The organism is Streptomyces sp. NPDC048442, assembly GCF_040651475.1.
Taxonomy (GTDB): domain Bacteria; phylum Actinomycetota; class Actinomycetes; order Streptomycetales; family Streptomycetaceae; genus Streptomyces.
Genome location: NZ_JBEZKB010000041.1, coordinates 13,520 through 35,721, shown reverse-complemented (window position 1 = coordinate 35,721; position 22,202 = coordinate 13,520). Strand labels below are relative to the sequence as shown.

At 72.0% G+C, this 22,202-nt stretch carries 27 protein-coding genes; 16 read left to right on the top strand and 11 right to left on the bottom strand.

What is annotated here, in order from left to right:
* Positions 1–24 precede the first annotated feature (24 nt).
* Together AB0D18_RS37925 and AB0D18_RS37920 are read right to left on the bottom strand one after the other, a co-directional pair.
* The gene (locus AB0D18_RS37925) at positions 25–609 is read right to left on the bottom strand and encodes an AAA family ATPase (RefSeq protein ID WP_362429668.1); all 585 of its coding nucleotides are present in this window, start codon (positions 607–609) and stop codon (positions 25–27) included.
* 54 nt (positions 610–663) lie between these two features.
* A complete protein-coding gene (locus AB0D18_RS37920) occupies positions 664–1,086 on the bottom strand; it encodes a nuclear transport factor 2 family protein (RefSeq protein ID WP_362429666.1) in 423 nt (140 codons plus the stop codon).
* Positions 1,087–1,215: 129 nt separating this feature from the next.
* On the opposite strand from AB0D18_RS37920, the gene AB0D18_RS37915 reads away from it, so the two are divergent.
* Both AB0D18_RS37915 and AB0D18_RS37910 read left to right on the top strand, forming a co-directional pair.
* Positions 1,216–1,785, top strand: a complete 570-nt coding sequence (locus AB0D18_RS37915; protein WP_362429663.1) for a PadR family transcriptional regulator — start codon at positions 1,216–1,218, stop codon at positions 1,783–1,785.
* Entirely contained in the window at positions 1,772–2,596 is an 825-nt protein-coding gene (locus AB0D18_RS37910; protein ID WP_362429660.1) for an SGNH/GDSL hydrolase family protein, read from the top strand. The genes AB0D18_RS37915 and AB0D18_RS37910 overlap by 14 nt, the downstream gene beginning before the upstream one ends.
* Here AB0D18_RS37910 and AB0D18_RS37905 read toward each other — a convergent pair.
* Positions 2,586–3,107 (bottom strand): ATP-binding protein, encoded by a 522-nt coding sequence (locus AB0D18_RS37905; protein WP_362429658.1) that lies wholly within the window; start codon positions 3,105–3,107, stop codon positions 2,586–2,588. The genes AB0D18_RS37910 and AB0D18_RS37905 overlap by 11 nt on opposite strands.
* A 91-nt stretch (positions 3,108–3,198) precedes the next feature.
* Between AB0D18_RS37905 and AB0D18_RS37900 the strand changes: the two genes are divergently transcribed.
* The 4 genes from AB0D18_RS37900 (at position 3,199) to AB0D18_RS37885 (ending at position 6,250) form a co-directional block, all read left to right on the top strand.
* A complete protein-coding gene (locus tag AB0D18_RS37900; protein ID WP_362429655.1) occupies positions 3,199–3,447 on the top strand; it encodes an antitoxin MazE7 in 249 nt (82 codons plus the stop codon).
* A 2-nt stretch (positions 3,448–3,449) separates the two neighbouring features.
* Positions 3,450–3,824: a toxin Doc gene (locus tag AB0D18_RS37895; protein WP_362429652.1), complete on the top strand. Its 375-nt coding sequence runs from the start codon at positions 3,450–3,452 to the stop codon at positions 3,822–3,824.
* A gap of 417 nt (positions 3,825–4,241) precedes the next feature.
* Positions 4,242–5,066 (top strand): helix-turn-helix domain-containing protein, encoded by an 825-nt coding sequence (locus tag AB0D18_RS37890; protein ID WP_362429649.1) that lies wholly within the window; start codon positions 4,242–4,244, stop codon positions 5,064–5,066.
* 134 nt (positions 5,067–5,200) lie between these two features.
* Entirely contained in the window at positions 5,201–6,250 is a 1,050-nt protein-coding gene (locus AB0D18_RS37885; protein ID WP_362429646.1) for a PhlD, read from the top strand.
* A gap of 33 nt (positions 6,251–6,283) precedes the next feature.
* On the opposite strand, the gene AB0D18_RS37880 is transcribed toward AB0D18_RS37885, so the two are convergent.
* Positions 6,284–7,345 (bottom strand): NAD(P)/FAD-dependent oxidoreductase, encoded by a 1,062-nt coding sequence (locus tag AB0D18_RS37880; protein ID WP_362429727.1) that lies wholly within the window; start codon positions 7,343–7,345, stop codon positions 6,284–6,286.
* A gap of 137 nt (positions 7,346–7,482) precedes the next feature.
* Positions 7,483–8,427, bottom strand: a complete 945-nt coding sequence (gene sigJ / locus AB0D18_RS37875) for an RNA polymerase sigma factor SigJ (RefSeq protein ID WP_362429643.1) — start codon at positions 8,425–8,427, stop codon at positions 7,483–7,485.
* A 197-nt stretch (positions 8,428–8,624) separates the two neighbouring features.
* Between sigJ and AB0D18_RS37870 the strand changes: the two genes are divergently transcribed.
* A complete protein-coding gene (locus AB0D18_RS37870) occupies positions 8,625–9,110 on the top strand; it encodes a carboxymuconolactone decarboxylase family protein (protein WP_362429640.1) in 486 nt (161 codons plus the stop codon).
* A gap of 3 nt (positions 9,111–9,113) precedes the next feature.
* Here AB0D18_RS37870 and AB0D18_RS37865 read toward each other — a convergent pair whose 3' ends face one another.
* Positions 9,114–9,707 (bottom strand): CGNR zinc finger domain-containing protein, encoded by a 594-nt coding sequence (locus AB0D18_RS37865; protein WP_362429637.1) that lies wholly within the window; start codon positions 9,705–9,707, stop codon positions 9,114–9,116.
* Between the two features lie 124 nt (positions 9,708–9,831).
* Here AB0D18_RS37865 and AB0D18_RS37860 point away from each other — a divergent pair, with 124 nt between their 5' ends.
* Both AB0D18_RS37860 and AB0D18_RS37855 read left to right on the top strand, forming a co-directional pair.
* Entirely contained in the window at positions 9,832–11,109 is a 1,278-nt protein-coding gene (locus AB0D18_RS37860) for an MFS transporter (protein ID WP_362429634.1), read from the top strand.
* Positions 11,052–12,188 carry an aminotransferase class V-fold PLP-dependent enzyme gene (locus AB0D18_RS37855; protein WP_362429631.1) on the top strand — a complete coding sequence of 379 codons (1,137 nt, stop codon included), beginning with the start codon at positions 11,052–11,054 and terminating at the stop codon, positions 12,186–12,188. Before AB0D18_RS37860 ends, AB0D18_RS37855 begins: the two co-directional genes overlap by 58 nt.
* A gap of 55 nt (positions 12,189–12,243) precedes the next feature.
* Here the strand turns inward: AB0D18_RS37855 and AB0D18_RS37850 are convergent, their stop codons facing one another.
* The 4 genes from AB0D18_RS37850 to AB0D18_RS37835 all read right to left on the bottom strand — a co-directional run bounded on the left by AB0D18_RS37850 (position 12,244) and on the right by AB0D18_RS37835 (position 16,061).
* The gene (locus AB0D18_RS37850) at positions 12,244–12,825 is read right to left on the bottom strand and encodes a hypothetical protein (protein WP_362429628.1); all 582 of its coding nucleotides are present in this window, start codon (positions 12,823–12,825) and stop codon (positions 12,244–12,246) included.
* The gene (locus tag AB0D18_RS37845; RefSeq protein WP_362429625.1) at positions 12,806–13,288 is read right to left on the bottom strand and encodes a hypothetical protein; all 483 of its coding nucleotides are present in this window, start codon (positions 13,286–13,288) and stop codon (positions 12,806–12,808) included. The genes AB0D18_RS37850 and AB0D18_RS37845 overlap by 20 nt, the downstream gene beginning before the upstream one ends.
* Before the next feature lie 65 nt (positions 13,289–13,353).
* Positions 13,354–15,402, bottom strand: coding sequence for an NAD-dependent DNA ligase LigA (gene ligA / locus AB0D18_RS37840; protein WP_362429622.1), 2,049 nt, complete (start codon positions 15,400–15,402; stop codon positions 13,354–13,356).
* Entirely contained in the window at positions 15,399–16,061 is a 663-nt protein-coding gene (locus AB0D18_RS37835; RefSeq protein WP_362429619.1) for a TetR/AcrR family transcriptional regulator, read from the bottom strand. Before AB0D18_RS37835 ends, ligA begins: the two co-directional genes overlap by 4 nt.
* A 129-nt stretch (positions 16,062–16,190) precedes the next feature.
* Here AB0D18_RS37835 and AB0D18_RS37830 point away from each other — a divergent pair, with 129 nt between their 5' ends.
* Both AB0D18_RS37830 and AB0D18_RS37825 read left to right on the top strand, forming a co-directional pair.
* Positions 16,191–17,837: an ABC-F family ATP-binding cassette domain-containing protein gene (locus tag AB0D18_RS37830; protein ID WP_362429616.1), complete on the top strand. Its 1,647-nt coding sequence runs from the start codon at positions 16,191–16,193 to the stop codon at positions 17,835–17,837.
* Positions 17,821–18,390 (top strand): DinB family protein, encoded by a 570-nt coding sequence (locus AB0D18_RS37825; protein ID WP_362429613.1) that lies wholly within the window; start codon positions 17,821–17,823, stop codon positions 18,388–18,390. The genes AB0D18_RS37830 and AB0D18_RS37825 overlap by 17 nt, the downstream gene beginning before the upstream one ends.
* A gap of 38 nt (positions 18,391–18,428) precedes the next feature.
* Here AB0D18_RS37825 and AB0D18_RS37820 read toward each other — a convergent pair whose 3' ends face one another.
* A complete protein-coding gene (locus AB0D18_RS37820; protein ID WP_362429610.1) occupies positions 18,429–19,433 on the bottom strand; it encodes an alcohol dehydrogenase catalytic domain-containing protein in 1,005 nt (334 codons plus the stop codon).
* A 162-nt stretch (positions 19,434–19,595) separates the two neighbouring features.
* Here AB0D18_RS37820 and AB0D18_RS37815 point away from each other — a divergent pair, with 162 nt between their 5' ends.
* From AB0D18_RS37815 to AB0D18_RS37795, 5 genes are all read left to right on the top strand, one after another.
* Positions 19,596–20,456, top strand: coding sequence for a helix-turn-helix transcriptional regulator (locus AB0D18_RS37815; protein ID WP_362429607.1), 861 nt, complete (start codon positions 19,596–19,598; stop codon positions 20,454–20,456).
* Positions 20,457–20,550: 94 nt separating this feature from the next.
* The gene (locus tag AB0D18_RS37810) at positions 20,551–20,961 is read left to right on the top strand and encodes a VOC family protein (protein ID WP_362429605.1); all 411 of its coding nucleotides are present in this window, start codon (positions 20,551–20,553) and stop codon (positions 20,959–20,961) included.
* A 17-nt stretch (positions 20,962–20,978) separates the two neighbouring features.
* Positions 20,979–21,167 (top strand): hypothetical protein, encoded by a 189-nt coding sequence (locus AB0D18_RS37805; RefSeq protein WP_362429602.1) that lies wholly within the window; start codon positions 20,979–20,981, stop codon positions 21,165–21,167.
* On the top strand, positions 21,164–21,616 hold the full coding sequence (locus AB0D18_RS37800) for a pyridoxamine 5'-phosphate oxidase family protein (protein WP_362429599.1): 453 nt from the start codon (positions 21,164–21,166) through the stop codon (positions 21,614–21,616). Before AB0D18_RS37805 ends, AB0D18_RS37800 begins: the two co-directional genes overlap by 4 nt.
* A 158-nt stretch (positions 21,617–21,774) precedes the next feature.
* Positions 21,775–22,122: a hypothetical protein gene (locus tag AB0D18_RS37795; protein ID WP_362429596.1), complete on the top strand. Its 348-nt coding sequence runs from the start codon at positions 21,775–21,777 to the stop codon at positions 22,120–22,122.
* Positions 22,123–22,202 lie beyond the last annotated feature (80 nt).

The window sequence follows — 22,202 nt, the reverse complement described above, 5'->3', positions numbered from 1 at the left end:
GCCGGACGGGCCGGACGGGCCGACTCAGGCAGGGATGCTCCCCGCCATGCGTTCGAACGCGGTGGGGGCCGGCCGCCGGCGGAGGAAGTCCTTGATCTGCCGGGCGCACTCGGCCGGGCTCGAACTGCCGCTGTCGCACTCGATGTCGTAGACGCCATGGGCGTGGACGCGGTCGAACTGGCGGGCGGCAAGACCGGCCGGCCGGTCACCGCGTGCCCGCTCACGGCGTTCCAGCTCCGGCAGCGGGCACCGCACTCCGACGAGGACGACGTCCTGGGGGGAGAACAGGGCCAAGCAGTCGCGAAGCCGCCACGGCTCGCTCAGGACGTGGTCCACGATCACGGTGTTGCCTGCCGCGGCCATGCCCGCGACCGCACGGTGGAACCCCAGCCAGGTGCGCTTGAGCACGACGCCCAACTGGTCCGGTGTCATCTCGGGCCCCGACCGCATGGCGTGGAACGCGTCCACGGGCATGTGGAACGACGGCCCGTCGAGGACCGCGGTGAGTTCCCTCGCGATGCTCGACTTGCCCGAACTGGACGTCCCGTTCAGGAAGATGACCAGTCCGCCGGCCGCCTGCCCCGCCTGCCCCACCGCTGGATCGCTCACCGCTTGATCACCCACCGCTGGATCACTCACCGCTTGATCACTCACGGCGCCGGCCTACTGGCCGGGTACGAGACCGTCGGCCTGCAGGCCGGTGAGTACCGCCTGGCCCAGGGCCTGCACGGCGGACTGGGGGCGGACCATCACGGTGAACTCCTTGATCCGGCCCGACTCGTCGAAGTGGAGCAGGTCGATGCCGTGGATCTCCTTGCCGTCCACGGTGGCCCGGAAGAGCAGGATCTCCGACGGGGCCTCCTCGCCGTCGGCGCTGGTCTCGGAAGCGCCCTCGAAGTGCCCGGTGTAGCGGAAGTCCTCGAAGGTGCGCAGCAGGACGCCGAAGAGTCCCAGGACCATGGGCCTGCCCTCGAAGGGGGTGAACTTCACCGGGCTGTAGAAGCGGACATCCTCGGTGAACAGGGCCTCCAGGGCGGCGAGTTCGCCCTTCTCCACTGCGGCGCGGAAGCGCTCAGCAGCCTCCATGACTCCTCCTCGTACTCATTCGTGCTCATTCGCACTCATTCACATTCATGTGTACTCAAGAATGTGACTAGTCAGTTTCTTGAGTATGATGCCGTGCCGGACGAGGAAAAGGGAAGGGGCTGCGCTTCGATGGCCTTGCGACATGCCGTACTGGCGGCGCTGCTGGACGGCGAGTACAGCGGTTACCAGCTGGCGAAGGCGTTCGACGTCGGCGTCGCCAACTTCTGGCACGCGCTGCCCCAGCAGCTGTACGCCGAGCTGACCAGGCTGGAGAAGGAAGGGCTGGTCGCGGGCCGGCAGGTGATTCAGGAGACGCGGCCGAACAAGCGGCTGTTCCAGGTCACCGACGCGGGCCGGGCCGAGCTGGAGAGGTTCGCCGCGGCCGTGTCGAAGCCCTCGTTCATCCGCGACGATCTGCTCGTCAAGGTCCAGGTCGCCGACCGCATCGGCACCGCCCCGGTGATCGAGCAGCTCCAGGAGCGGGCGTCCGCCGCCGAGGGCAAGATCGAGCTTCTCGGCAAGCTGCTGCGGCAGTTGCGCGGCGACGCGGACGAGGACGAGTTCCTGCGCAGCGGCGAGCGGATCGGGCCGTATCTGACCTGCCTGCGCGGTCTGGCCTTCGAACAGGAGCACCGGGACTGGTGCCTGCGGATCGCAGCCGTACTCAAGGAAAGGCAGTCGACCCGTGCCGAACGGTGAACACCCGCACAGCGGTCAGTACTCGCGTTACGTCGCCCTGGGCGACAGCCAGACCGAGGGGCTCGGCGACGGGGACGACACCGTCGGCCTGCGCGGCTTCGCCGACCGCCTCGCCGAGCAGCTCACGGCCGTCAACCCCGGTCTGCAGTACGCCAATCTGGCCGTCCGTGGACTGGTCGCCGGCCAGGTGCGCACCGGCCAGCTGGAACCGGCCCTGGCCATGCGTCCCGACCTGGCGACCGTGGTCGCCGGGGTCAACGACCTGCTCCGGCCCCGGTTCGACGCCGCGGAGGTGGCCGGGCAGGTGGAGGCGATGTTCGCCGCGCTCACGGCCGCCGGGGCCCATGTGGTGACCGTGACCTTTCCCGACGTGGGGAAGATCGTGCCGCTCGCCCGGCCTGTCAGGTCACGTGTGTTCGAGCTCAATGCCCGCATCCGCGTCGCCGCCGCCCGGCACGGGGTCACGGTGGCCGAAACCGGCCGGCAGGCGGTCACCGCCGACCCGCGGATGTGGAGCGTGGACCGGCTCCACGCCAGCTCGCTGGGCCACGAGCGGATCGCCGCAGCCATCGCTCAGGCCCTCCACCTGCCCGGCAGCGACGACGCCTGGACGCTCCCCCTGCCGCCGCAGCGGGTCCCCGCGGGGCTGCGGGCCACGGCCGCCGAACTGCGCTGGGCTGGCGAGTTCCTCGGCCCCTGGCTCGGCCGCCGGCTGCGCGGGCAGTCCTCGGGCGACGGCCGCACCGCCAAACGGCCACAGCTGCTGCCCCTGCTCGCTGCGGCCGGCGCCCCCGCGGATCTCAGCTCTTGACCGCTTCCGCGATCTGCCGCGCCACCTCGGCGGGTGTGCGGTGCGTGGTGTCGACGACCTCGGCCTCCTCGTGCAGCCAGGTGCGGGCCGCCTCCGCGTACGGGTCGAGGTGGTCGAGGCGGAACTGCGAGATGCCGAGGGTGGTGTCCCCCTCGATGCGCCCACGGAGGGCCTCCCGGTCGGCGTGCAGGACGAAGTGCCGTACGGGGACGGAGTGCTGGGCCAGGCCCGTGCTGATCTCGCGCCAGTACTGCTCGACCAGGACCGTCATGGGCATCACGAGGGTGCCGCCGGTGTAGTCGAGCACACGGCGGGCGGTCTCGACGACGAGCGGGCGCCACGGCGGCCAGTGCTGGAAGTTGCCCGTCCAGGGCAGCCGGGGCGTGATGTCCATGAGTGTCTCGCCGACCTTCTCCGCGTCGAACACCCTTGAGTCCGGGAGGAGTTGCTGCACGAGCGCACTGGTCGTCGTCTTGCCTGCACCGTGGGTGCCGTTGAGCCATACGATCATGGGACCGACCCTAGGGCCTCGCAAACCCCGGCGCAGGCCCGTCGACCGGCTCCTGTATTCGTACGGGTAGTCACGGGTGCATACTCGGGGTATGGCCGACACCACCGTGAAGATCGACACCGAGACGCGTGACCGGTTCGCCACGATCGCCGCCGCCCGCGGGCAGAGCGTGCGCGCCTATCTCGCCGAGCTTGCCGTGCAGGAGGAGAACCAGCTCGCGCTGGGCCGCGCCACCGCCGCCTTCCGCGAAGCCGTCTCCCGGCCCGGCATTGCCGAAGCCTTCGACCGCGACTTCGGCGGCCTCCCCGCAACCGTGCACCGCCCGCACCGGGCGGCCTGACCTTGGAACTGCACATCGACGTCCGCTGGCTCCTCGACCGGCAGGAAGATCTCCTCGGCAAGGAACTGGCCGTCCTCGACTACTCGGCCCTCGTCGCCGCGGTCGCCCGGCACCGGGTCAACACCCCACAGCTGACGGTGGGTTCACCGGACGCTTACTGGCGGGCCGCCGCACTGCTGGAGCAGATCGTGCTGCTGAGACCGCTGCCGGCCCGCAACGAGTACTTCGGGTACGGCGTGGCCGTCGCCTATCTCCGCGCCTCGGGCGAGGACCTGAGCACGGCGTACGAACCGTGGCGCGATCTCATCCAGGACATCCAGGCGCTGCGGGTGAACGTCTTCGACGTCGCCGACCGACTGCGCACCCTCGGGACCTGATACGCGGGGATGGGGCCCTACGCGAGGACGGGGCCCTACGCGGGGACGGGACCCGATACGCGGGCCTCTTTTCGGTTCCGGCGGGGAAGGGCTGCCGCGAATATTCGCCGTGCTGCAATTTCCGCCATCGTTGGCGAAAAACGACGCATCGCTCCTACCCCTCCCCACCGGATGAACCGGTGGTCAGGTATTCCTTCCTCGGGAATCGATACGCCCCATTTTGGAGTGCAGATTCCGGGATATCCCGACCCTCAACAGAACGCTCCCACGCCGTGTACGCGCTGGCCGGGGCGGACTGCCACGAACGATGATGCCGCACTCCCGCCGGTATTTCTTCGTACAGTTTCTCGGCATAATTTCCGTATGAATTTGTAGACTGACGGGAGTTCACATGCTCACGCGCGGGGAGAAAACCGCATGACTCACAAGACGGCCCTCAAAGCACTGCTCAAGGGGCGCCGGGAACGAATAGACCCCGAATCCCACGGATTTGTCCGGACTCCCAACCGGCAGGGCAGGCGCGCCCGCGGCCTGTCGCAGTCCCAGGTCGACCGGCTCCTGAACCGGGCCGCCGGCGTCTATCACCGTCTGGAGACGGGAACCTACACCAATCCCCCGCACGACCTCCTCGCCGACGTCGCCAAGCTCTTCCGTCTCGACGAGCAGGAGTGGGTCTCGCTCTGCCGTTACGCGCGTGCCTCCGATCCACCGGGGCCGCTCTACCCCCGTTCCGGCAAGGAGGTCCCCGGTGCGTGGCAGGACGCCGTCGACGGGATGTCCCACATGGCGTACGTCACCGACTGTTCGTGGGAACTCGTCGCCCACAACGCCCCGTTCGCCGGCCTGTTCCCGCACAGGAAGCCGCCCGCGAACACACTGCGCTGGATGCTTCTGGACCGCAGCGCCCGCGACGCCCTCGCCGACTGGGACACCGCCTGGGCGCCCTTCGTACTCCCCCAGCTCCGCACCGCGCTCGCCGCCCGCCCCCACGACGAGGTGCTTCGGGCCATCGAGGCCGACGTCCTCGCCGACCCGGACACCGGCCCGCTGTACGAGCAGAACGTCGCCTACATCCACCCCGACGGTGACGAACGCCCCCTGAATCACCCCGAGTTGGGGCGCGGCTGGGTCACGATGTGCGCCGCCCAGCCGATGTCCGCACCCGGGGCCCGCATCATCGTGCTGGTCTACCGGCCCGGCGCGGACCAGGCCGGCCGCCTCCCGACGCTCCGCGCGCTCTGACCCTGCGGCGCTTCCCTGGCCCGGCGTGCGGTCTCCGGCGGATCCTCCGCCGCCCAGGGGAAAACCAAGTGACTGTCGCGTAGGTTGTGGCAACTCCAGCACGACCACCCGATCCTTCACCAGTGGGAGAAGTCATGACCGGCGCCTACGTCAGCCGTCCCGCCGTGGTACTGGCCGGCCACCGGGTCACCACCGACCAGCTCCTGGAGGACCTCCGCCACCGGCACGCCGATCACCCCCGGCTCGGGGCGTTCCTGAGGGTGGTGGCCAACTGCGGGGTCTCCACCCGCTACCTGACCCGGCCCCTGGACCACCACAGCCTCAGCCACGAGGCCTCCGTCCAGGAGCGGACGACCACCGCCTTCGGCGACGCGCTGGCCATGGCGGAGCGGGCCGCCCGCCAGGTCCTGGAATCCCACGCCCTGACGCCTGCGGACGTGGACGCCGTCATCACCAGCCACACCACGAGTTGGGGCGTCCCCAACATGGACGTCCACCTCATCAACGCCCTCGGTCTGCGCCCCGACGCCCGGCACCTCGCCATGACCACCCTGGCCTGCGCCGGCGGCGCCCAAGCCCTCGTCCGGGCCGCCGACATGGTGGCCGCCCGCCCGGGGAGCACCGTCCTCGTCGTCGTCACCGAGGCGATATCCAGCGTCTGCACCAACCCCCACGACACCGGTATCGAAGCGATCATCTACCGGGCCCTGTTCGGCGACAGCGCCGGTGCGGTCCTCGTCACCGGCAGCCCCCTCGGGCCCGGCCTGCGGATCGGCGGCACCTGGGAGTACACCCTCCCCGAGAGCACCGACCGCTACTACGGCCGCCTCGACGGCACCGGCCTGCACTTCGACTCCACGAAGGCCGCGTTGCGCGCCGCCAAGGACGTACTCCCCCACCTGCTGACCTGGCTCGGCCCCCGGGACGTGCCCGACTGGGCCGTCGTCCACCCCGGCAGCCCCCGCATCATCACCGACGTCACCGACGGCCTCGGCCTCGGCCCCCAGGACACCCGGCACTCCCACAGCTCCCTCGCCGAGAACGGCAACCTGGGCGGGGTCGCGGTCCTGGACGTCCTGCGCCGCACCCACACCGAGCCCCCGGCGGACGGCACGAGGGGAGTGCTGGCGGCCTTCGGCCCCGGCTTCAGCGCCGCGGCGCTACGGGGCACCTGGCACGGCTAGCTGCTCGCGCGACCTTGAACCAGCCCGGATCCGTCAGGACGGCAGACGCCTGACCAGGGCGTTGCGCAGGCGGGTGTGTTCGGTGGACATGAAGCGGTGCAGGTTGCGGGAGCCGAAGGCTACGCGCTGGGCGCTGCGGCGGCGTTCGGAGTCGTACGTGCGCAGGGCGGTGCTCAGGCCGGTCGGGCCGTGGGCGGTGACGGCCCTGGTCAGGGAGTCCGCGTCGAGGATCGCCGTGCAGGCGCCCTGGCCCAGGTTGGGGGTCATGGCGTGGGCCGCGTCGCCCACCAGGGCGATGTGGGCAGCGCCGGAGGAGTCGGCGAGGGTGACGAAGGACGGGAGCGCCGGGTACAGGTGGCGCATCTCGTAGCGGGTCCAGGTTGCCGGGTCGGTCTCGGCGAGGATGCGCGGGATCGGGTCGTGCCAGCCTTCGAAGTACGTGCGCAGCTCGTCCGCGGTGGTGGCTCCCGGCACGGTGGCGTACCAGTTGGTGCGGCCCGGCTCCACAGGGGTCATGCCGAAGAAGCGGCCCTTGCCCCAGGTTTCGCCGTAGACGCCGCTCTCGAAGTCGGCGATGCCGATCCAGGCCACCGTGCCGATGTTCCGCGGGGAGCTGCGCGGGCCGAACGCCGCGGTGCGTACGGCGCTGCGGATTCCGTCGGCGCCGACCACCAGGTCGTTCTCGGCGGACAGTGCGGCGACGTCGCCGACGTTCTCGCCGAGTTTGAGGGGCACGTCGCCGAAGGTCTCCAGTTCGGCGACGAGCGCGTCGATCAAGTAGGGGCGGGAGACGAGGAGTTCGGGGCGGCCGGCCTTCCGCTCGATGCGTTCCAGGGGGAGGCTCGCCATCACTCGCCCCTCCGGCGTACGGATCCGGGCGCCCCGGTAGGGGACCGCGCGAGTGCGCAACACCTCGCCCACGCCGAGCCGTTCGAGTGCCGACTGCGCGGTGGGGTGGATGCCGAAGGCGGTGCCGTACCGCTCCAGGGCGTCACGGCGCTCCAGTACCGACACCGCCCACCCGGCACGGCGCAGGCCGATCGCCGTCGCGAGCCCCCCGACTCCCGCCCCTACCACTGCCACTGTTCCCGCCATGTCGTCGTCCTCCCGGATCGGTCCAAGCACCTCAGCACCTCAGCACCTCAACAGGGGCACTACACCTGTAGTATCACGGTCGTGACGGCATCATCAAGAGAACCGGGAGCGCCTCGCCGGGAGACCCACGGGGCGGCTCAGCCCGTCGTCCAGGGGCGGAGCTTCTCGGGGTTCCGTACGGCCCAGCAGTGCTTGATCCGGTCTCCCACGATCTCGAACGCCACCACCCCCGTGACGGCGCCCTCGTGCTGAACCACCAGGCCGGGACGGCCGTTGACCGTGCGCTCCAGCAGCGTCAGGCCGGGCGCCATGCCCATGAGCGCGGCCAGGTAGCGCGCAATCTGCTCGGCGCCGAAGAGCGGGGGCGCGGCGCTGACCAGGCCTCCGCCGTCCGCGAGTCCCGTGGCGTCGGGGTCGAGGAGGCCGATCAGGGCGTCGATGTCCTTGGCCTCCCAGGCCTGCTTGAAGTCCTTGACGATGTCGGCCCGCCCGGCCGCCGGGGTCTTCACCGGCGGGTGCGCGTCGCGGATGCGGCGGCGCGCCGATGAGGCCAGCTGGCGGCAGGCCGCCGGGGTCCGGCCGACGATGCCGGCCACTTCGGCGAAGGGGTAGCGGAACACGTCGTGCAGCACGAACGCGACACGCTCGGCCGGAGTCATCGCTTCGAGCACCACGAGGAACGCCATGCTGACCGACTCGTCGAGGGTGACCCGGTCGGCCGGGTCGGCCGGCCCGCTGCCGGACCGCCCGCCGAGCCACTCACTACGGTCGGGCAGAGGCTCCGGAATCCACTCGCCCACGTAGCGCTCGCGCCGGGCCCGCGCCGAGCCGAGGAGGTCGAGGCAGATGCGGCCGGCCACCGTGGTCAGCCAGCCGCCCGGGGACTCGACGGCCTCCTGCTGCCGGCGGGACATGGCGTACCAGCGGGCGTACGTCTCCTGGACGACGTCCTCGGCATCGGCCAGGGAGCCGAGCAGCCGGTACGCGAGATTGATCAGCTGACGGCGCTCGCTCATGACCGCGTCCAGGCCCTGGTCGGGCGTGCCGTCCCCCGCCACGTACTGGATTTCCTGGTTCCGCATGGTCTCGCTGCTCCTTCGGCCGTATCCGACTGTCGTCCTCACTCAGTACGACGGAGCAGGCCCCCGGAATGTGAGGTGAGGTGCCCGGCTCACATTTCGCGGGGCTGCGTCGTCGTAGTGCCGGAACGAACACCGCGGGACGGACGACCGTTCCGTCCCGCGGCCAACTGGCCGGTAAACGAAGGAGATTGACCACCATGCAGCACACTGCACAAGCCCGTCTCGACATCCTCTCCCACGAGCTCGGCCTCAAGTCCCTGAAGCACCTCGTCTCGGCCGGCAGGCCGATAGCGGACTCGGCGCTGCCGGCCACGACCCGGGAGCTGGTACTGCTCCGGGTCAGCCAGATCAACGGCTGCGGCTACTGCATCGACATGCACACCAAGGACGCCACCGAGGCCGGGGAGACCCCGATCCGCCTCCACCTGGTCGCGGCCTGGCGGGAGGCCACGGTCTACACCGACGCCGAGCGGGCCGCCCTGGAGCTGGCGGAGGAGGGCACCAGGATCGCGGACGCGGCCGGTGGCGTCAGCGACGAGGTGTGGGCGAACGCGGCCAAGCACTACGACGAGGACCAGCTCGCCGCCCTGGTCATGCTCATCGCCCTCATCAACGCCCTCAACCGGCTGAATGTCATCACCCAGCGGCCGGCGGGCGACTACCGGCCCGGCCAGCACGGCTGACCTTCATCCGTCAGCGTTCTTACGGGCGCGGAAGGCGGCGGCCTTCGTACGGTTCTGGCAGGCGGTGGAGCAGAACTGGCGGGCGGCGTTGCGCGAGGTGTCCGCGTACACCCGGTCGCAGCGGTCGGCCTGGCAGACGCCGAGCCGGCCGGCGAGGCCGCCGCCGACCACAAGCGCCAGGGCCGTGGCACAGCTCGCCCCGACACCGGACGCGAACGAGTCGTTGGCACCGTGGAAGTGCAGGTGCCACACCCCGCCTCCGTCCACGCCCTCGGCCCGGTCCAGGCGGGGGCGGGCGGCGGTGTCGCGCAGGAGCTGGTTGACGGCTTCGGCCGCGGTGTCCAACTCCCCTTCCTGGACCGCCCGGAAGACCTCCCGCATACGCCGGGCAGTTCCCGCCAGACGCTCCGCCTGGGCCGCGTCGATGGTCCGCGGCAACCCCGCCGACCCCGTGTGCGGCATCGCGGCGTCGACCGCCGCAGGCAGTTCGGCGCCGCGGGGCGCGGTGTAGTCGCGACCGCGCGCCGCACCGTCGGTGAGTGCGTTCACGAGCGATACGGCATGCTCCAGCCGGATCGCCACGTGACTGTCGAACATCACTTGACCAGTCACCCCTTCGGTACTAGCTTCCGTAACTGACGTTACTCCATTCGGCAGTCACGCGTACCCAGTCGCGCGCCGTGCACGGAACAGCGGAACAGCAAACACACGAGGGGGCGGCATGCCGCGGATCGTATGGCTCTTGGTGGTGGCACGGGCGATCAACCGTCTCGGCGCCTTCTCACTGCCCTTCCTGACCGTCCTGATCAGCACCGAGTACGGCGCGAGCGCCACCACCGCCGGAGTACTCTCGGCCGCCTTCGGCCTCGCGACGATCCCGTCCCGGCTGGCCGGCGGCCGGCTGGCGGCCCGGATCGGACGCCGCCGTACGATCGTGCTCGGCCTGACCGGTTGCGGCCTCGCCCAGCTGGGCATCGCCGGCGCCGAATCCCTGGGCGCGGTCGCGGTGTTCGCGGTCCTGCTCGGCCTGCTCTTCGAGCTGTACGAACCGCCGAGCCAGGCCATGATCGCCGATGCCGTCGGCCCCGCCGAGCGGGTGCGCGCCTACGGCCTGCTGAACGCCGCGCTCGCCGTCGGCGGGACGGGCGCCGGGCTGATCGCGGCGAGCGTGGGCCGCTGGGACCTGCGCTGGCTGTTCGTCGTCGACGCGCTCACCTGTCTGGCCTGCGCGGTGGTCATGCGCCTCGTACTACCGGCCGACCGGCCCCGCCCGACGGCCGATCCCTCCCACCCGGCGGCCGGCCCTTCCCGCCCGACGGCCGACCGTCGCCCCGGGCACACCGACCCCGCCCACCCCTGGCGGGACCGCACCCTGTGGGCCATGTTCCTCCAGGGCACGGTCTTCGCCCTGGTCGCCATGATGGTCATGATGGCCCTGCCGCTGACCCTCGACCGCCGCGGCTTCGAACCCGCCGACGCCGGACTCCTCTTCACCACCTCGGCGCTGACCGTCGTCGCCGCCCAGCCCGCCCTGCGGCTGCGCCGCCTGGCTGCCCTGTCGGCCTCCCGGGCCCTCGCTCTCGGCTACGCCCTGATGGCCGTCGGGCTCACCTGGTACGCCGTGGCGCAGACCCTGCAGTCCTTCGCACTGGCCACCGTCCTATGGAGCCTGGGCGACGCGTTCGTCATGGCCAGGGCACTCGGCGTGGTCGCGGGCCTGGCCCCGCCGAAGGGGACCGACCGCTATCTCGCGGCGTACGGGATCAGCTGGGGCATCGCGACCGTGACCGCCCCCGTCGCCGCGACCCAGCTGCTCGCCCATGCGGGTGACACCCTGCTGTGGGCGACCGCCGCCGCACTCTGCCTCACCCTTGCGGCGGCCCAACTCCTCGTGGTAGGGCCCCTGTTGGCGAAGCCCGTAAAGACCCTAGGGTCGGCGGCATGGTCAACCTCATATTCCCCGGCGGCGCCGAGCTGTTCCGACTCGGCACCCGGGTGACGCATCTCAACCACGGTTCCTTCGGGGCCGTCCCGGTGCCCGTCGCCGAGGCCCAGCGACGCCTGGCGCAGGAGGCCGACGACGATCCGGACGCCTTCTTCGTCGGCGTACCCGACCGGGTGGCACACGCCAGGGCCCGTATCGCGACCGGCCTGGGCGCCGACCCCGAAGGCGCGGCGCTCGTCGCCAACGCCACCGAGGCCGCGAACCTCGCCCTCGACGCACTGCGCCTGACCCCCGACGACGAGGTGCTGGTGACCGACCACGGCTACGGCACGGTCGTCGCGGCCGCCGCCCGCCGGGCCCGCGTCGTCACCGTCGCCCTCGACCCGGCGCTGCCGGACGAGGAGGCGGTGCGCAAGGCGGTGCTCGCCGGTCTCACGCCGCGCACCCGGGTCGCCCTGCTCGACCAGATCAGCTCCCCCACCGCCCGGTTCATCGCGACCCCGGCCCTCCTCGCCGACCTGAAGGAGCGGGGCGTGGTCACCGTCGTCGACGGCGCGCACAGTCCGGGCACCCTGGCCGAACCCCTGGCGGGGGAGCCCGACTTCTGGTTCGGGAACCTGCACAAGTGGGCGTACGCACCGCCGGGCAGCGCCCTTCTCACCGCGGCGCCCGCCCACCGGGACCGGGTGCCCGCGCCCGTTCCCTCCTGGGAGGACGACCGCGGCTTCCCGCGCGCGGTCGAGTACCGGGCGACCGTCGACTACACGGGCTGGCTCGCCGCCCCCGACGGCCTCGATCTGCTCGCGCGGCTCGGGCCCGCGCACGTACGCGACCACAACAGCGCCCTGGCCGGGCACGGGGCCGAACTCCTCGCACGCCTCCCCGGCGTGACCCCGCTGGCCTCCGACCCGCGGCTCCCGATGCGCTCGCTGCGCCTGCCGCCGGCCTTCGCCCGCACACCGGCGGAGGCCGCAGCCCTGCGCGAGGAGATCGCGGCCCGGCTGGGCTTCCGGGTGCTGATCTGGAGCCTGCCGGGCGTGGGCGGCATCCGGATCTGCGGGCAGATCTACAACGTGCCCGAGGAGTACGAGCGCCTGGCGGCGGCGCTGGGGCCCCTGCTGGACGGACGCTGATCGGCGGGGTGAACGGCGCGGTGAACAGCGGGGTGATGGCGCACGGCGGCCGGGGTCAGGCCGACGCCTGCCGGGTGGGCTTGGCGTGCGCCAGGAGGAACTCGGTCGCCCGCGCGATGGCCTCGGCCGCGGTGCTGCCTACGGCCTCGGACTCCTCCTCCTGCCCGTCCGCCCCCGTGGCGGCGTACCACCAGGCGTCGGCTTCCGGGTCGTGGTGGATGACGGCGGTGCCGCCCGCGTAGCTGAGGGGTACGGACTCGCCGGCGGACTTCTTGACCACTGCGTGGGGCCACTTGAGCCGGGCCGACTGACGCTTCAACCCGCCCCAGGCCGCGCCGAGTTGGCCGTAGCTGGCGCCGCTGCGGCCGGCCACGGTGGCGGCGCTCTCCGCCAGCCGGTCGACGGACTGCTTGGCCTCGTACAGCGCCCGCAGCATCGCCAGCTGCACATCGGGGGCGGCCATGAGCGCGGCGTCGAAGGGCTTGCCGGCGGTCCGGTAGGCCAGCGCGCGCGTCGAGATCCCTTCGGCCAGGGCGCGTACCGCGTCGAGCACCTTGTCGTCCATGGCGAACGAGTCGCCCTCGGTGGGCTCGCCCCAGGGGGCTTCACCTGGGTCCTCACTCGTCGAGACCGGCATGGTCGAGGTCCACGAACCCGTCACCAGTGAGGGGCGGTGGCGGTGGCGGGAAGCGCGGCCGGAGCGGGGCCCGCCGTCCGGGCGGGGGCGGGGGCGGAGCCGTGTCAGGGGGCGGTGGCGGCCCCCACGCGGCGCGGGCCCGTCGAGGTGGCGGGGTGCCCGGGGGCGGCGGGGTGTACGGAGGCGCCGGCTGGGGCGGCGGCACGTACGGCTCCTCCACGGGCAGCAGCGGCCGGCCCGCCCGCAGCCGCTCGATGGACAGCTCGGCGCGGCGGCGGGCGTTCGGGGCGTCGTCACGTTCGCATTCGGCCCGGTAGCCGATGCGGGGGACGAACTCCATGACGTCCAGCCGGTAGCCGAGCGCGCGGACGATCTCCTCCACCCGCTGCCGGTCGACGTCGCCGAGCTGCATCTCGACGCGGCCACGGCCGTCGAGGTGCGCGCGTATCTCGTTCTCCTCCACCCGACCCCTTTCTCGGACCCTCGGACTCTCGGACTCTCGGACCCTCGGACTGACAGTCAACCGGATCAGTCGAGGAACTCCACGACCAACTCCGCAAAGGCCTCCGGCGTCAGCACCTCGACCCCGTTCTCAGCCGCCTTGACCGCCTTCGAGCTTGGCTTGCCGCTCGCGGACGGGGCGGCCACCAGGTGCGTCGTCCGGGAGTTGACGCTGCTGCCCGCCTTTCCGCCGGCCCTTTCGATCAGGGCGTTCATCTCGCTGCGGCCGAAGCCGTCGAGGCGGCCGGTCATCTTGCCGGTGACCACGACCACCTTGTCCGCGAGCGGACCGTCGGACGCCCTCTCCTCGGCGGGCTCGGTCATGTTGACGCCCGCGGCGATCAGCTTCTCGACGACCGGGGCGAGGTCGGCGAGCTGCTGCACGATGACCGGGGCCTTCTCCGGGCCGACGCCCTCGACCTCCTGCATCGCCTCGGTGTCGGCCGCCCGCACGGCCTCCATCGTGCCGAAGTGGCGGGCGACACGGCGGGACATGGAGCGGCCGGTGCCGAGGATTCCCAGCGCGCAGAAGACCCGGTTCAGCGGGCGCTCCTTCGCCGCCGCGATCTGCTCGACGAGCTTGGCGGCCCGCTTCTCGCTGCCGGACGCGACGGCGAGCTGCTCGTGCGTAAGGGTGAACAGGTCGGCGATGTCGGTCACTTCGCCGGAGGCGACGAGCGCGTTGACGTACGTCGTGCCCAGGCCGTCGATGTCGAGCATGTCGCGCCCCGCCGCGTACCCGATCAGGGCGGGCAGACGGCACGCCGCGCCCTTCACGCACCGCCACCGCTCCTGCGACTTGTCGATGTCGTCCCCGCAGTTGGGGCACTGGTCGGGGAACGCGACGGGCAGTGCGTCCGCCGGACGGAGCTCCACGACCGCGGCCTGGATGCGCGGGATGATGTCGCCGGCCTTGTAGACGGTGACGGTGTCGCCCACGTGGAGGTCGCGGCGGCGGATGTCGGCCGGGTTGTGCAGGGTCGCGAACTCGACGATGCTGCCGTCCACTTCGACCGGCCGCACCCGGGCGCGCGGGGCGACGACGCCGGTGCGCCCCACGTTCCACTCGACCTCCAGCAGCGTCGTCATCATCTCGGCCGCGGGCAGTTTGACCGCGACGGCCCAGTACGGGAAGCGGGTGCCGAAGCCGGCGATCTGCTGCTCCTTGGGGTCGTTGGCCTTGACCACCACCCCGTCGATGCCGTGCGGCAGACCGGCCCGCATGGCGGCGATCTCGTCGACCCGCGCCTGCGCCTCGGCGAGCGTCCCCACGACACGCAGCCCGGCCGGGGTGTGCAGGGTGGTCTGCACCCCGGCGGCGGCGACGGCCTCCAGGACCTCCGCGTGCGTGGCCGTCGGGCTGACGAACCCGACGCCGTCGAGGTCCACGGCGCCGTACGCCCAGAACGTCATGGGCAGCCGGTACGGGCGGTTCTGGGCGCGGAGAGTGCCGGAGGTGCCGTTGCGGGGATTGCTGAAGACCCGTGCGCCGTGGGCGGTCCGGATCTCGTTCGCGGCCTCGAACTGCGCCTGGGTGAACAGCACTTCACCCCGCACCTCGACGGTGACAGGGGTGGGCAACTGCGCGGGCAGACCGTCGATGGTGCCGATCACATGGCTGACGTCCTCGCCGTGGCTGCCGTCGCCGCGCGTGATGATCTGTACGAGAACGCCCTCGCGGTAACGGGCCGCGACGGCCGCCCCGTCCAGCTTGGGCTCGACGGTGAACCCGCCGTCGGCCGGCCGGCCGAGCCGCCGCTCCAGCGACGCGCCCCAGGCCACCAGCTCGTCCGGGGTGAAGACGTTGTCCAGGGACAACAGCCGCTGCGTATGGGCGATGTCGCCCACCGGAGCCGCGCCCGCTCCGACCTTGCCGGTCGGCGATTCGGGCGAGATCTGATCGGGGTGCGCCTGCTCCCAGGCGGCGACGGCCAGCAGCAGCCGGTCGTACGTGGTGTCGTCGAGGCTGCTGTCGCCGTCGCCGTAGTAGGCCGCGGCGGACTCGCGGACGCGGCGCACCGCGTCCTCGTACTGGACATGGCTGAACAGCGCCTCTTCGGCGCGAAGGATCGTCATGCAGTGAATACTTGCGCATGGGTCTGACAATCGGTCTCCCGTCCGAACGCGCCGGCCGACGCGGCGAGGACGGCGGCCCTGGCCGCGCGGTCCGGCAGGTGCGGGTCGGGGGTGGCGCGGAGCAGTACCAGGTGGTGGTAGAGCGGGGCGGTGGCGGTGACGAGGAGTTGGCGGGCGTCGGTGTGCGGCGGGAGTTCACCGCGCGCGGCGGCCCGGTGGACGGCGATCTCGCACTGCGCGTACCGGTTCTCCCAGAAGTTCCGCAGGGCGTCGGCGGCCTGTCCCGAGCGGAAGGAGGCGGCGATCAGGGCCGCGGTGACGGACCGCTGCTCGGTGAGGGCGGTCTGGATCTCGTGGTTCAGCGCGGCCAGATCGCCGAACAGGGTGCCGGTGTCCGCGGGTTGCCAGCCGTCGTCGGTGCCGACGTCCAGGACGTCGGCGAGCAGTCCGCCGATGTCCTGCCAGCGCCGGTAGACCGTCGTGCGGTGCACGCCCGCCCGGTCCGCGACCGTGTCGACGGTGAGAGCGTCGTAGCCGTGCTCGACCAGCTCCGTGCGGACCGCGTCGAGTACTTGCGTACGGATACGGGCGCTGCGGCCGCCCGGACGGCGGGCGGGCACTGCGGCCGGGATGTCGCTTGCGGGACGGGAAGGAACCATGGCAAGATCTTAACGCAACTGTTGTCGCACTAACGGAGTCGTCGATGCTCTTCCGAAGCGTTCCCCCGACCTCGCGGTCCGTACTGCCCGTACCGGCCGCCCCGTCATCGAATGCTCCGGAGACCACGTATGCCCACGCAGATCGCCGCCCTGTCCGTCACGAAGTCCTTCAACGGCCGCACCGTCCTTGACGCGGTGACGTGCTCGCTCGCACCGGGCGAGCGCACCGGAATCGTCGGTGAGAACGGTTCGGGCAAGACCACCCTGCTGCGCCTGTTCGCGGGCGCCGAGCAGCCCGACCAGGGCGAGATCGTCGTCCAGGCGGAGGGCGGCATCGGCTACCTGGCGCAGGACGAGCAGCTGCCGCCCCTGGCCACCGTCCAGGAGGTCATCGACCGCTCCCTGGGCGAACTCCGCCGGATCGAGGCGGAGTTGCACCGCCTGGAGGCGGCGATGGCCGACGGCGAGGGCGACGCCATGGCCGCGTACGGAGACCTGCTCACGCTCTTCGAGCTGCGCGGCGGCTACGACGCGGACGCCCGGGTCGAACGCGCCCTGCACGGCCTCGGCCTGGGCCTGCTCGCCCGCGACCGCACCGCGGGCAGCCTCTCCGGCGGCGAGCAGGTCCGGCTGCGCCTCGCCGCGCTCCTGGCGGCAGGCCCCGAGGTGCTTCTCCTCGACGAGCCGACCAACCACCTCGACGAGGACGCCCTGCGCTGGCTGGAGGACCACCTCCGCACCCGGCGCGGCACCACCGTCGCGGTCTCTCACGACCGGGTCTTCCTGGAACGGGTCTCGACCACCCTGCTGGAGGTGGACGGCGACCTGCACCGCGTCGTCCGCTACGGCAACGGCTACTCCGGCTACCTGGCCGAGAAGGCGGCGGCCCGGCAGCGCTGGGTCCAGGCACACGCCCAGTGGCTGGCCGACATCGACGGACTCCGCACGGCCGCCGCGACCACGGCACGGCGGGTGGCGCCGGGCCGGGCGATGAAGGACGGCAACAAGATGGCGTACGACAGGGCCGGCGGCCGCGTACAGCAGTCGGTGGCCAGCAAGGTCCGGCAGGCGGAGGAGCGTCTGCGCCGCCTGTTCGCCGACCCGGTCCCGACCCCGCCGGAACCCCTCCGCTTCACCCCCGTGCTGCGCTCCGCCCGCCTGGAGGGCGCCGTCATCGACGCCTCCGGCATCCGCGTCACCGGCCGCCTGGACCCGACGGACGTCAAGGTCGCCGCAGGAGAACGGCTCCTGGTCACCGGCCCCAACGGAGCGGGCAAAAGCACCCTCCTCCGGGTCCTGGCCGGAGAGCTGGCACCCGACGGCGGCGACCTCTACCGCCGGGGCCGGATCGGGTACCTCCCGCAGGAACCCCGCTTCCCCCGGCCCGAGGCCCCACTGCTGGCCGCATTCGCCCGCGGCCGGTCCGGCAGCCCCGACGATCACGCCGAACTCCTGCTCTCCCTCGGCCTGTTCACCTCCGAGCAGTTCTCGGTGCCGGTGGGCAGGCTGTCCACCGGTCAGCGCCAGCGGCTCGCCCTGGCACGCCTGGTCAGCACCCCGTCGGACGCCCTCCTCCTCGACGAACCCACCAATCATCTGTCCCCCGCCCTCGTCGAGGACCTGGAGACCGCACTGGCGGGATACGAGGGCGCCCTGGTGGTCGTCAGCCACGACCGCAGGCTCCAGCAGCGTTGGATCGGCGGTCACTTGGTGCTTTCCGCGAGAAACCCGGTGGCGGGCCCGTGCCGTACGGGCCAGGATGGGACGTATGAGTGATCAATCCGCGCGCTGGACCCAGTCGACCGTCTACACCGACATGTGGGTGGATCCCGACGACGACCCCCGCGACAGCGAGGGCGACGGCCCGGAGGGGGAACTCGCGACGCTGCTCGACTTCCTGTCGGGCTACCGCTTGACCCTGCGGATGAAGTGCGAGGGCCTGGACCCGGAGCAGTTGGCCCGCAGGTCGGTTCCGCCGTCGACGATGTCGCTGCTCGGTCTGGTGCGCCACCTCGTCGAGGTGGAGCGGGACTGGAACAACTGGATCGACGACAGCGACCCGCTGCCGAAGCTGTACGGCAAGCGGGACGCGGACTTCCACGGCGCGGTCGCCGAACAGGCCGTGGTCGACGCCGCGTTCGCCGATCTGGAGCGCGAGCAGGCCGCGACGGACGCCGCACTGGCCGAGCACCCGGACCTGGGCGAGCGCCTGGCGAAGGACGGCATCGCGGTCCGGGAGCTCATGGTGCACAGGATCGAGGAGTACGCCCGGCACTGCGGGCACGCCGACCTGCTGCGCGAGTGTGTCGACGGCCGGGTGGGCCAGTAGCGCGGGCTGGGGACGGTGTCGTCCCCAGCCCCTCCGGGTCAGGGGACGAGGACGTTGCGGTACTGGGCCCGGCTCATGCCCTGGAAGGCCTCCTCGGCCTGTTCCAGCGGGTAGGCGCGGGTCATCGGGCGGATGCCCTTGAGGGCGGCGAAGGCGAGGGCTTCCTCGGCGTCCTTCGCGTGGCCGCTGTACCAGCCGGTGACCTCGCGGCGGCCGAAAATCAGCAGTTCGGGGTCGATGTCGAGGGGCCGGTGGTCGTTGGCGACGACGACCAGGCGGCCGTTGGGGCGCAGCCCCTGGACGAGGTCGCTCTGGGCGGGGCTGACGCCGACGGTGCTCAGGATGACGGCGGCTCCGCCCAGCGCGGTCAGGGCATGGCCCGCGCTGCCTTCGGTGGAGTCGAGGTACTCGTCGGCGCCGAGCCCGCGGGACAGTTCCTCCTTGTCCCGGCCGCGGCTGACGGCGATCGTACGGAAGCCCATCTTGTCGGCGAACTGCAGACCGAGATGGCCCAGGCCGCCGATGCCATGGACGGCCACGGTGTCGCCGGGGCGGGCGCCGCTGTTGCGCAGCGCGTTGAAGGTGGTCAGCCCGGCACACATCAGCGGGGCCGCCTCCTCGAAGGAGAGCGCGTCGGGGATGCGGGCGAGGGCGTCCTGCGGGACCCGGACGTACTCGGCGTAGCCGCCGTCGTACGAGGCGCCGACGATCTTGCGGTCCACACAGCTGACGAAATCACCCTGCCGGCAGTGGTCGCAGGTGCCGCAGGATCCGCCGTGCCAGCCGATGCCGACGCGGTCGCCGGTGCGCCAGGCGGTGACGCCGTCGCCGACCTCGTGGATCTCACCGGCGATCTCGTGTCCCGGCACGCGGGGCAGCGCGGTACCGAGGGCGCCGTGGCGGGCGATGTTCTCGCCGCCGCACACGCCACAGGCACGTACCCTCACCAGGACCTGGCCGGGGCCCGCCGCGGGGACGGGGATCTCGGCGAGTGCGAAGGGGGCGCCGGCGGTGACGGCCTGGACAGCGCGCATGGTGCTCATGAGGGGTTCCTTCCCGTACGGCCGTACCGCCGCGGTGCTGCGGGTACGGCCTCTGTGGCTCGCCCCCACCTTCACCCCGAACCCGGGACCTGACCATGGTGCTCTTTACCGGGGGGACGGCGTCCCCTGGTTGGCACCGGCGAGAGCGGCGACCATGGAGTCATGGACCTCGCAGAACTCGGTGCCTTCCTCAAATCGCGGCGCGACCGCATCCGCCCCGGCGACGTCGGCCTGACCGCAGGACCGCGCCGCCGGGTGCCGGGGCTGCGCCGGGAGGAGGTCGCCCACCTGGCCGGAGCGTCGATGGACTACTACACCGAGCTGGAGCGCGGCGGCAGCGCCCGCCCCTCGGAGCAGATGCTCACCGCGCTGGCCAGGGCGCTGCGGCTGAGCAGCGACGAACGCAACCACCTGTTCCACCTCGCGGGCCACCCGTCCCCGCCGCTGCACGGTCCACTGGGCCACATCCACCCGGCGATGCTGGCGCTGTTCGACCGGTTGGCGGACACCCCGGCGCGGATCATGACGGACCTGCACGAGCCCCTGACGCAGAACCGGCTCGCCGGCGCGCTCCTCGGCCCGCTGCCCACCGTCCAGAACCGGCGGCCCGGCACCGACAGCCATGTGTACCTGTGGTTCACCCGGCCCGAAAGCCGCGACCTCTACCCGGCCGAGGACCACGCCCGCCACTCCCGCGACTTCGTGGCCGACCTGCGTGCGGTCGCGGCCCGCCGCGACGACCCGGACATCCACCGCATGGTCGCCGAACTGCTCACCCGCAGCACGGAGTTCGCCGCCCTCTGGGAGGAGCGCGACGTCGCGCTGCGCCGGCACGCGACCAAACGGCTCGACCACCCGGTGATCGGCATGATCGAACTGGACTGCCACAACCTGTTCAGCGAGGACGGCCGACAACGACTGCTCTGGCTGTCCGCGCCTCCCGGCAGCCCCGCCGCCGACCAGTTGGCGCTGCTGGCCGTCGTCGGGACGCAGGAACTCCCCACCGGGGAGCGGCTCGTTTAGCGGCTCGTCCTTCGCCTCGTCGTTCGCCTCGTACTGCCGGATCGGTCAGGATTCGAGAAGCGCGGGCCGTGCAGCCGGACCTAGCATGCTCGTCATGGACATCACCATTCACACGACGGCACTCCCGCACGACGACCCGGACGCGTCCGTGGCCTTCTACCGCGACACCCTCGGCTTTGAAGTCCGCAGCGACGTCGGCCGGGGCAGGATGCGCTGGATCACGGTCGGCCCGGTCGGCCAGCCCGGCACCTCCATCCTCCTGGCGCCGCCGGCCGCCGACCCCGGGGTCACCGAGGACGAGCGCCGCACCATCACCGAGATGATGGCCAAGGGCACGTACGGCTGGATCCTGCTGGCCACCCCGGACCTGGACGGTACGTTCGCGAAGGTGCAGGCCGGTGACGCCGAGGTCGTCCAGGAGCCGACCGAGCAGCCGTACGGAATCCGCGACTGCGCCTTCCGCGACCCCGCGGGCAACATGGTCCGCATCCAAGAGCTCCGCTGAGCCGAAGGGGGCCACGCATGTGTCATCCCTCGTGGGGGCGCGCACGCATCGAGGCACAGCGCCGGGACGAGCTCGCGCGGCTGCGTCGTGACGGCGGCAGAACCGGCCGGGAGACCGGCCGGGAGACCGGCCGGGAGACCGGCCGGGAGGATGCTCCGCACCCCCGGGCCCTTGAGGCTCTTGACCTCGAACTGGAGGAAGCATGACGGACGCCCCGCCGCACGGACTTGAGGAGCGGCTGCGGGACACCCGCGCGCGGCTGGAGGGTGACATCGACCTCTGGGTCGCGACGTCCGGCTCCCCCAGCGGCGTCCACCTCGTCCCGCTCTCGTACCTCTGGAACGGGACCGCGTTCCTCGTCTCGACGCCGCGTACCTCGGTCACCGGCCGCAATCTGCTGGCGGACGACCGGGTACGGCTCAGCCTCGGGCCGACCCGAGACGTCGTGCTCGTCGACGGCACCGCCGAACCGGTGGACCTCGCCGGCCTCGGCCCGAGGGTGGGCGACGAGTTCGCCGCCAAGACCGGTTTCGACCCGCGCGACCTGGACGCGTACCAGTACTTCCTGATCCGGCCGCGGCGCATCCAGGCCTGGCGCGAGGCGAACGAGCTGCCCGGACGCGACCTCATGCGCGACGGCCGCTGGCTCGGCTGACCGGCGGTCGACCAGCTGCCTCGCGTCCGCGGTGCGGGCGCTCACCCGGCACAGCGACCCGGACCCGGCGCACCGCCCCGGCCCGGCACAGTGACCCGGGCCCTGCACAGCACCCCCGGCCCGGCGCACCGCCCCGGCCAGGCCCTTAGGATCGAGGGATGACTTCCGCACATCCGACCCTGTCCGAGATCCTTGAGGGCGGCGACCCCGACCACACGGACCTGCTCGCCGCCGTCGTCGCCGACGGCGTGATCATCGCGGTGGACGAGGCCGAGTCCGTCGTCTTCATCAGCGGCCAGGACGGAAAGCCCTGGCTGCCCGCCTTCGCCGACGAGGCCACCTGCGCCCGCGACATCGTGCACGGCAAGCCGTTCCGGTGCGACGCCGCCAGGCTGCTCGACATCGCGGCACGTACCGGAGTCAGGACGATGACGGTCGCCTCGGCGACGCAGTGCGCGACGGTGCCGATCGCGCTGGTGGGCAGGGCGGCCGGCCGGCAGTCGTAGGGCCGGGCCGCCCCCGGCGACCCGGCCCCGGCGCCCCCGGCGACCACCTCGGCGACCGCTCTCCGCGACCGTGGCCCACC

What these genes read in the sequence shown, in the direction of transcription:
- AB0D18_RS37920 (WP_362429666.1), bottom strand. Translation starts at nt 1,086, where the DNA reads ATGGAGGCTGCTGAGCGCTTCCGCGCCGCAGTGGAGAAGGGCGAACTC.
- AB0D18_RS37915 (WP_362429663.1), top strand. Translation starts at nt 1,216, where the DNA reads ATGGCCTTGCGACATGCCGTACTGGCGGCGCTGCTGGACGGCGAGTAC.
- AB0D18_RS37905 (WP_362429658.1), bottom strand. Translation starts at nt 3,107, where the DNA reads ATGATCGTATGGCTCAACGGCACCCACGGTGCAGGCAAGACGACGACC.
- AB0D18_RS37900 (WP_362429655.1), top strand. Translation starts at nt 3,199, where the DNA reads ATGGCCGACACCACCGTGAAGATCGACACCGAGACGCGTGACCGGTTC.
- AB0D18_RS37890 (WP_362429649.1), top strand. Translation starts at nt 4,242, where the DNA reads ATGACTCACAAGACGGCCCTCAAAGCACTGCTCAAGGGGCGCCGGGAA.
- AB0D18_RS37885 (WP_362429646.1), top strand. Translation starts at nt 5,201, where the DNA reads ATGACCGGCGCCTACGTCAGCCGTCCCGCCGTGGTACTGGCCGGCCAC.
- AB0D18_RS37880 (WP_362429727.1), bottom strand. Translation starts at nt 7,345, where the DNA reads ATGGCGGGAACAGTGGCAGTGGTAGGGGCGGGAGTCGGGGGGCTCGCG.
- sigJ (WP_362429643.1), bottom strand. Translation starts at nt 8,427, where the DNA reads ATGCGGAACCAGGAAATCCAGTACGTGGCGGGGGACGGCACGCCCGAC.
- AB0D18_RS37870 (WP_362429640.1), top strand. Translation starts at nt 8,625, where the DNA reads ATGCAGCACACTGCACAAGCCCGTCTCGACATCCTCTCCCACGAGCTC.
- AB0D18_RS37865 (WP_362429637.1), bottom strand. Translation starts at nt 9,707, where the DNA reads ATGTTCGACAGTCACGTGGCGATCCGGCTGGAGCATGCCGTATCGCTC.
- AB0D18_RS37860 (WP_362429634.1), top strand. Translation starts at nt 9,832, where the DNA reads ATGCCGCGGATCGTATGGCTCTTGGTGGTGGCACGGGCGATCAACCGT.
- AB0D18_RS37855 (WP_362429631.1), top strand. Translation starts at nt 11,052, where the DNA reads ATGGTCAACCTCATATTCCCCGGCGGCGCCGAGCTGTTCCGACTCGGC.
- AB0D18_RS37850 (WP_362429628.1), bottom strand. Translation starts at nt 12,825, where the DNA reads ATGCCGGTCTCGACGAGTGAGGACCCAGGTGAAGCCCCCTGGGGCGAG.
- ligA (WP_362429622.1), bottom strand. Translation starts at nt 15,402, where the DNA reads ATGACGATCCTTCGCGCCGAAGAGGCGCTGTTCAGCCATGTCCAGTAC.
- AB0D18_RS37835 (WP_362429619.1), bottom strand. Translation starts at nt 16,061, where the DNA reads ATGGTTCCTTCCCGTCCCGCAAGCGACATCCCGGCCGCAGTGCCCGCC.
- AB0D18_RS37830 (WP_362429616.1), top strand. Translation starts at nt 16,191, where the DNA reads ATGCCCACGCAGATCGCCGCCCTGTCCGTCACGAAGTCCTTCAACGGC.
- AB0D18_RS37825 (WP_362429613.1), top strand. Translation starts at nt 17,821, where the DNA reads ATGGGACGTATGAGTGATCAATCCGCGCGCTGGACCCAGTCGACCGTC.
- AB0D18_RS37820 (WP_362429610.1), bottom strand. Translation starts at nt 19,433, where the DNA reads ATGAGCACCATGCGCGCTGTCCAGGCCGTCACCGCCGGCGCCCCCTTC.
- AB0D18_RS37815 (WP_362429607.1), top strand. Translation starts at nt 19,596, where the DNA reads ATGGACCTCGCAGAACTCGGTGCCTTCCTCAAATCGCGGCGCGACCGC.
- AB0D18_RS37810 (WP_362429605.1), top strand. Translation starts at nt 20,551, where the DNA reads ATGGACATCACCATTCACACGACGGCACTCCCGCACGACGACCCGGAC.
- AB0D18_RS37805 (WP_362429602.1), top strand. Translation starts at nt 20,979, where the DNA reads ATGTGTCATCCCTCGTGGGGGCGCGCACGCATCGAGGCACAGCGCCGG.
- AB0D18_RS37800 (WP_362429599.1), top strand. Translation starts at nt 21,164, where the DNA reads ATGACGGACGCCCCGCCGCACGGACTTGAGGAGCGGCTGCGGGACACC.
- AB0D18_RS37795 (WP_362429596.1), top strand. Translation starts at nt 21,775, where the DNA reads ATGACTTCCGCACATCCGACCCTGTCCGAGATCCTTGAGGGCGGCGAC.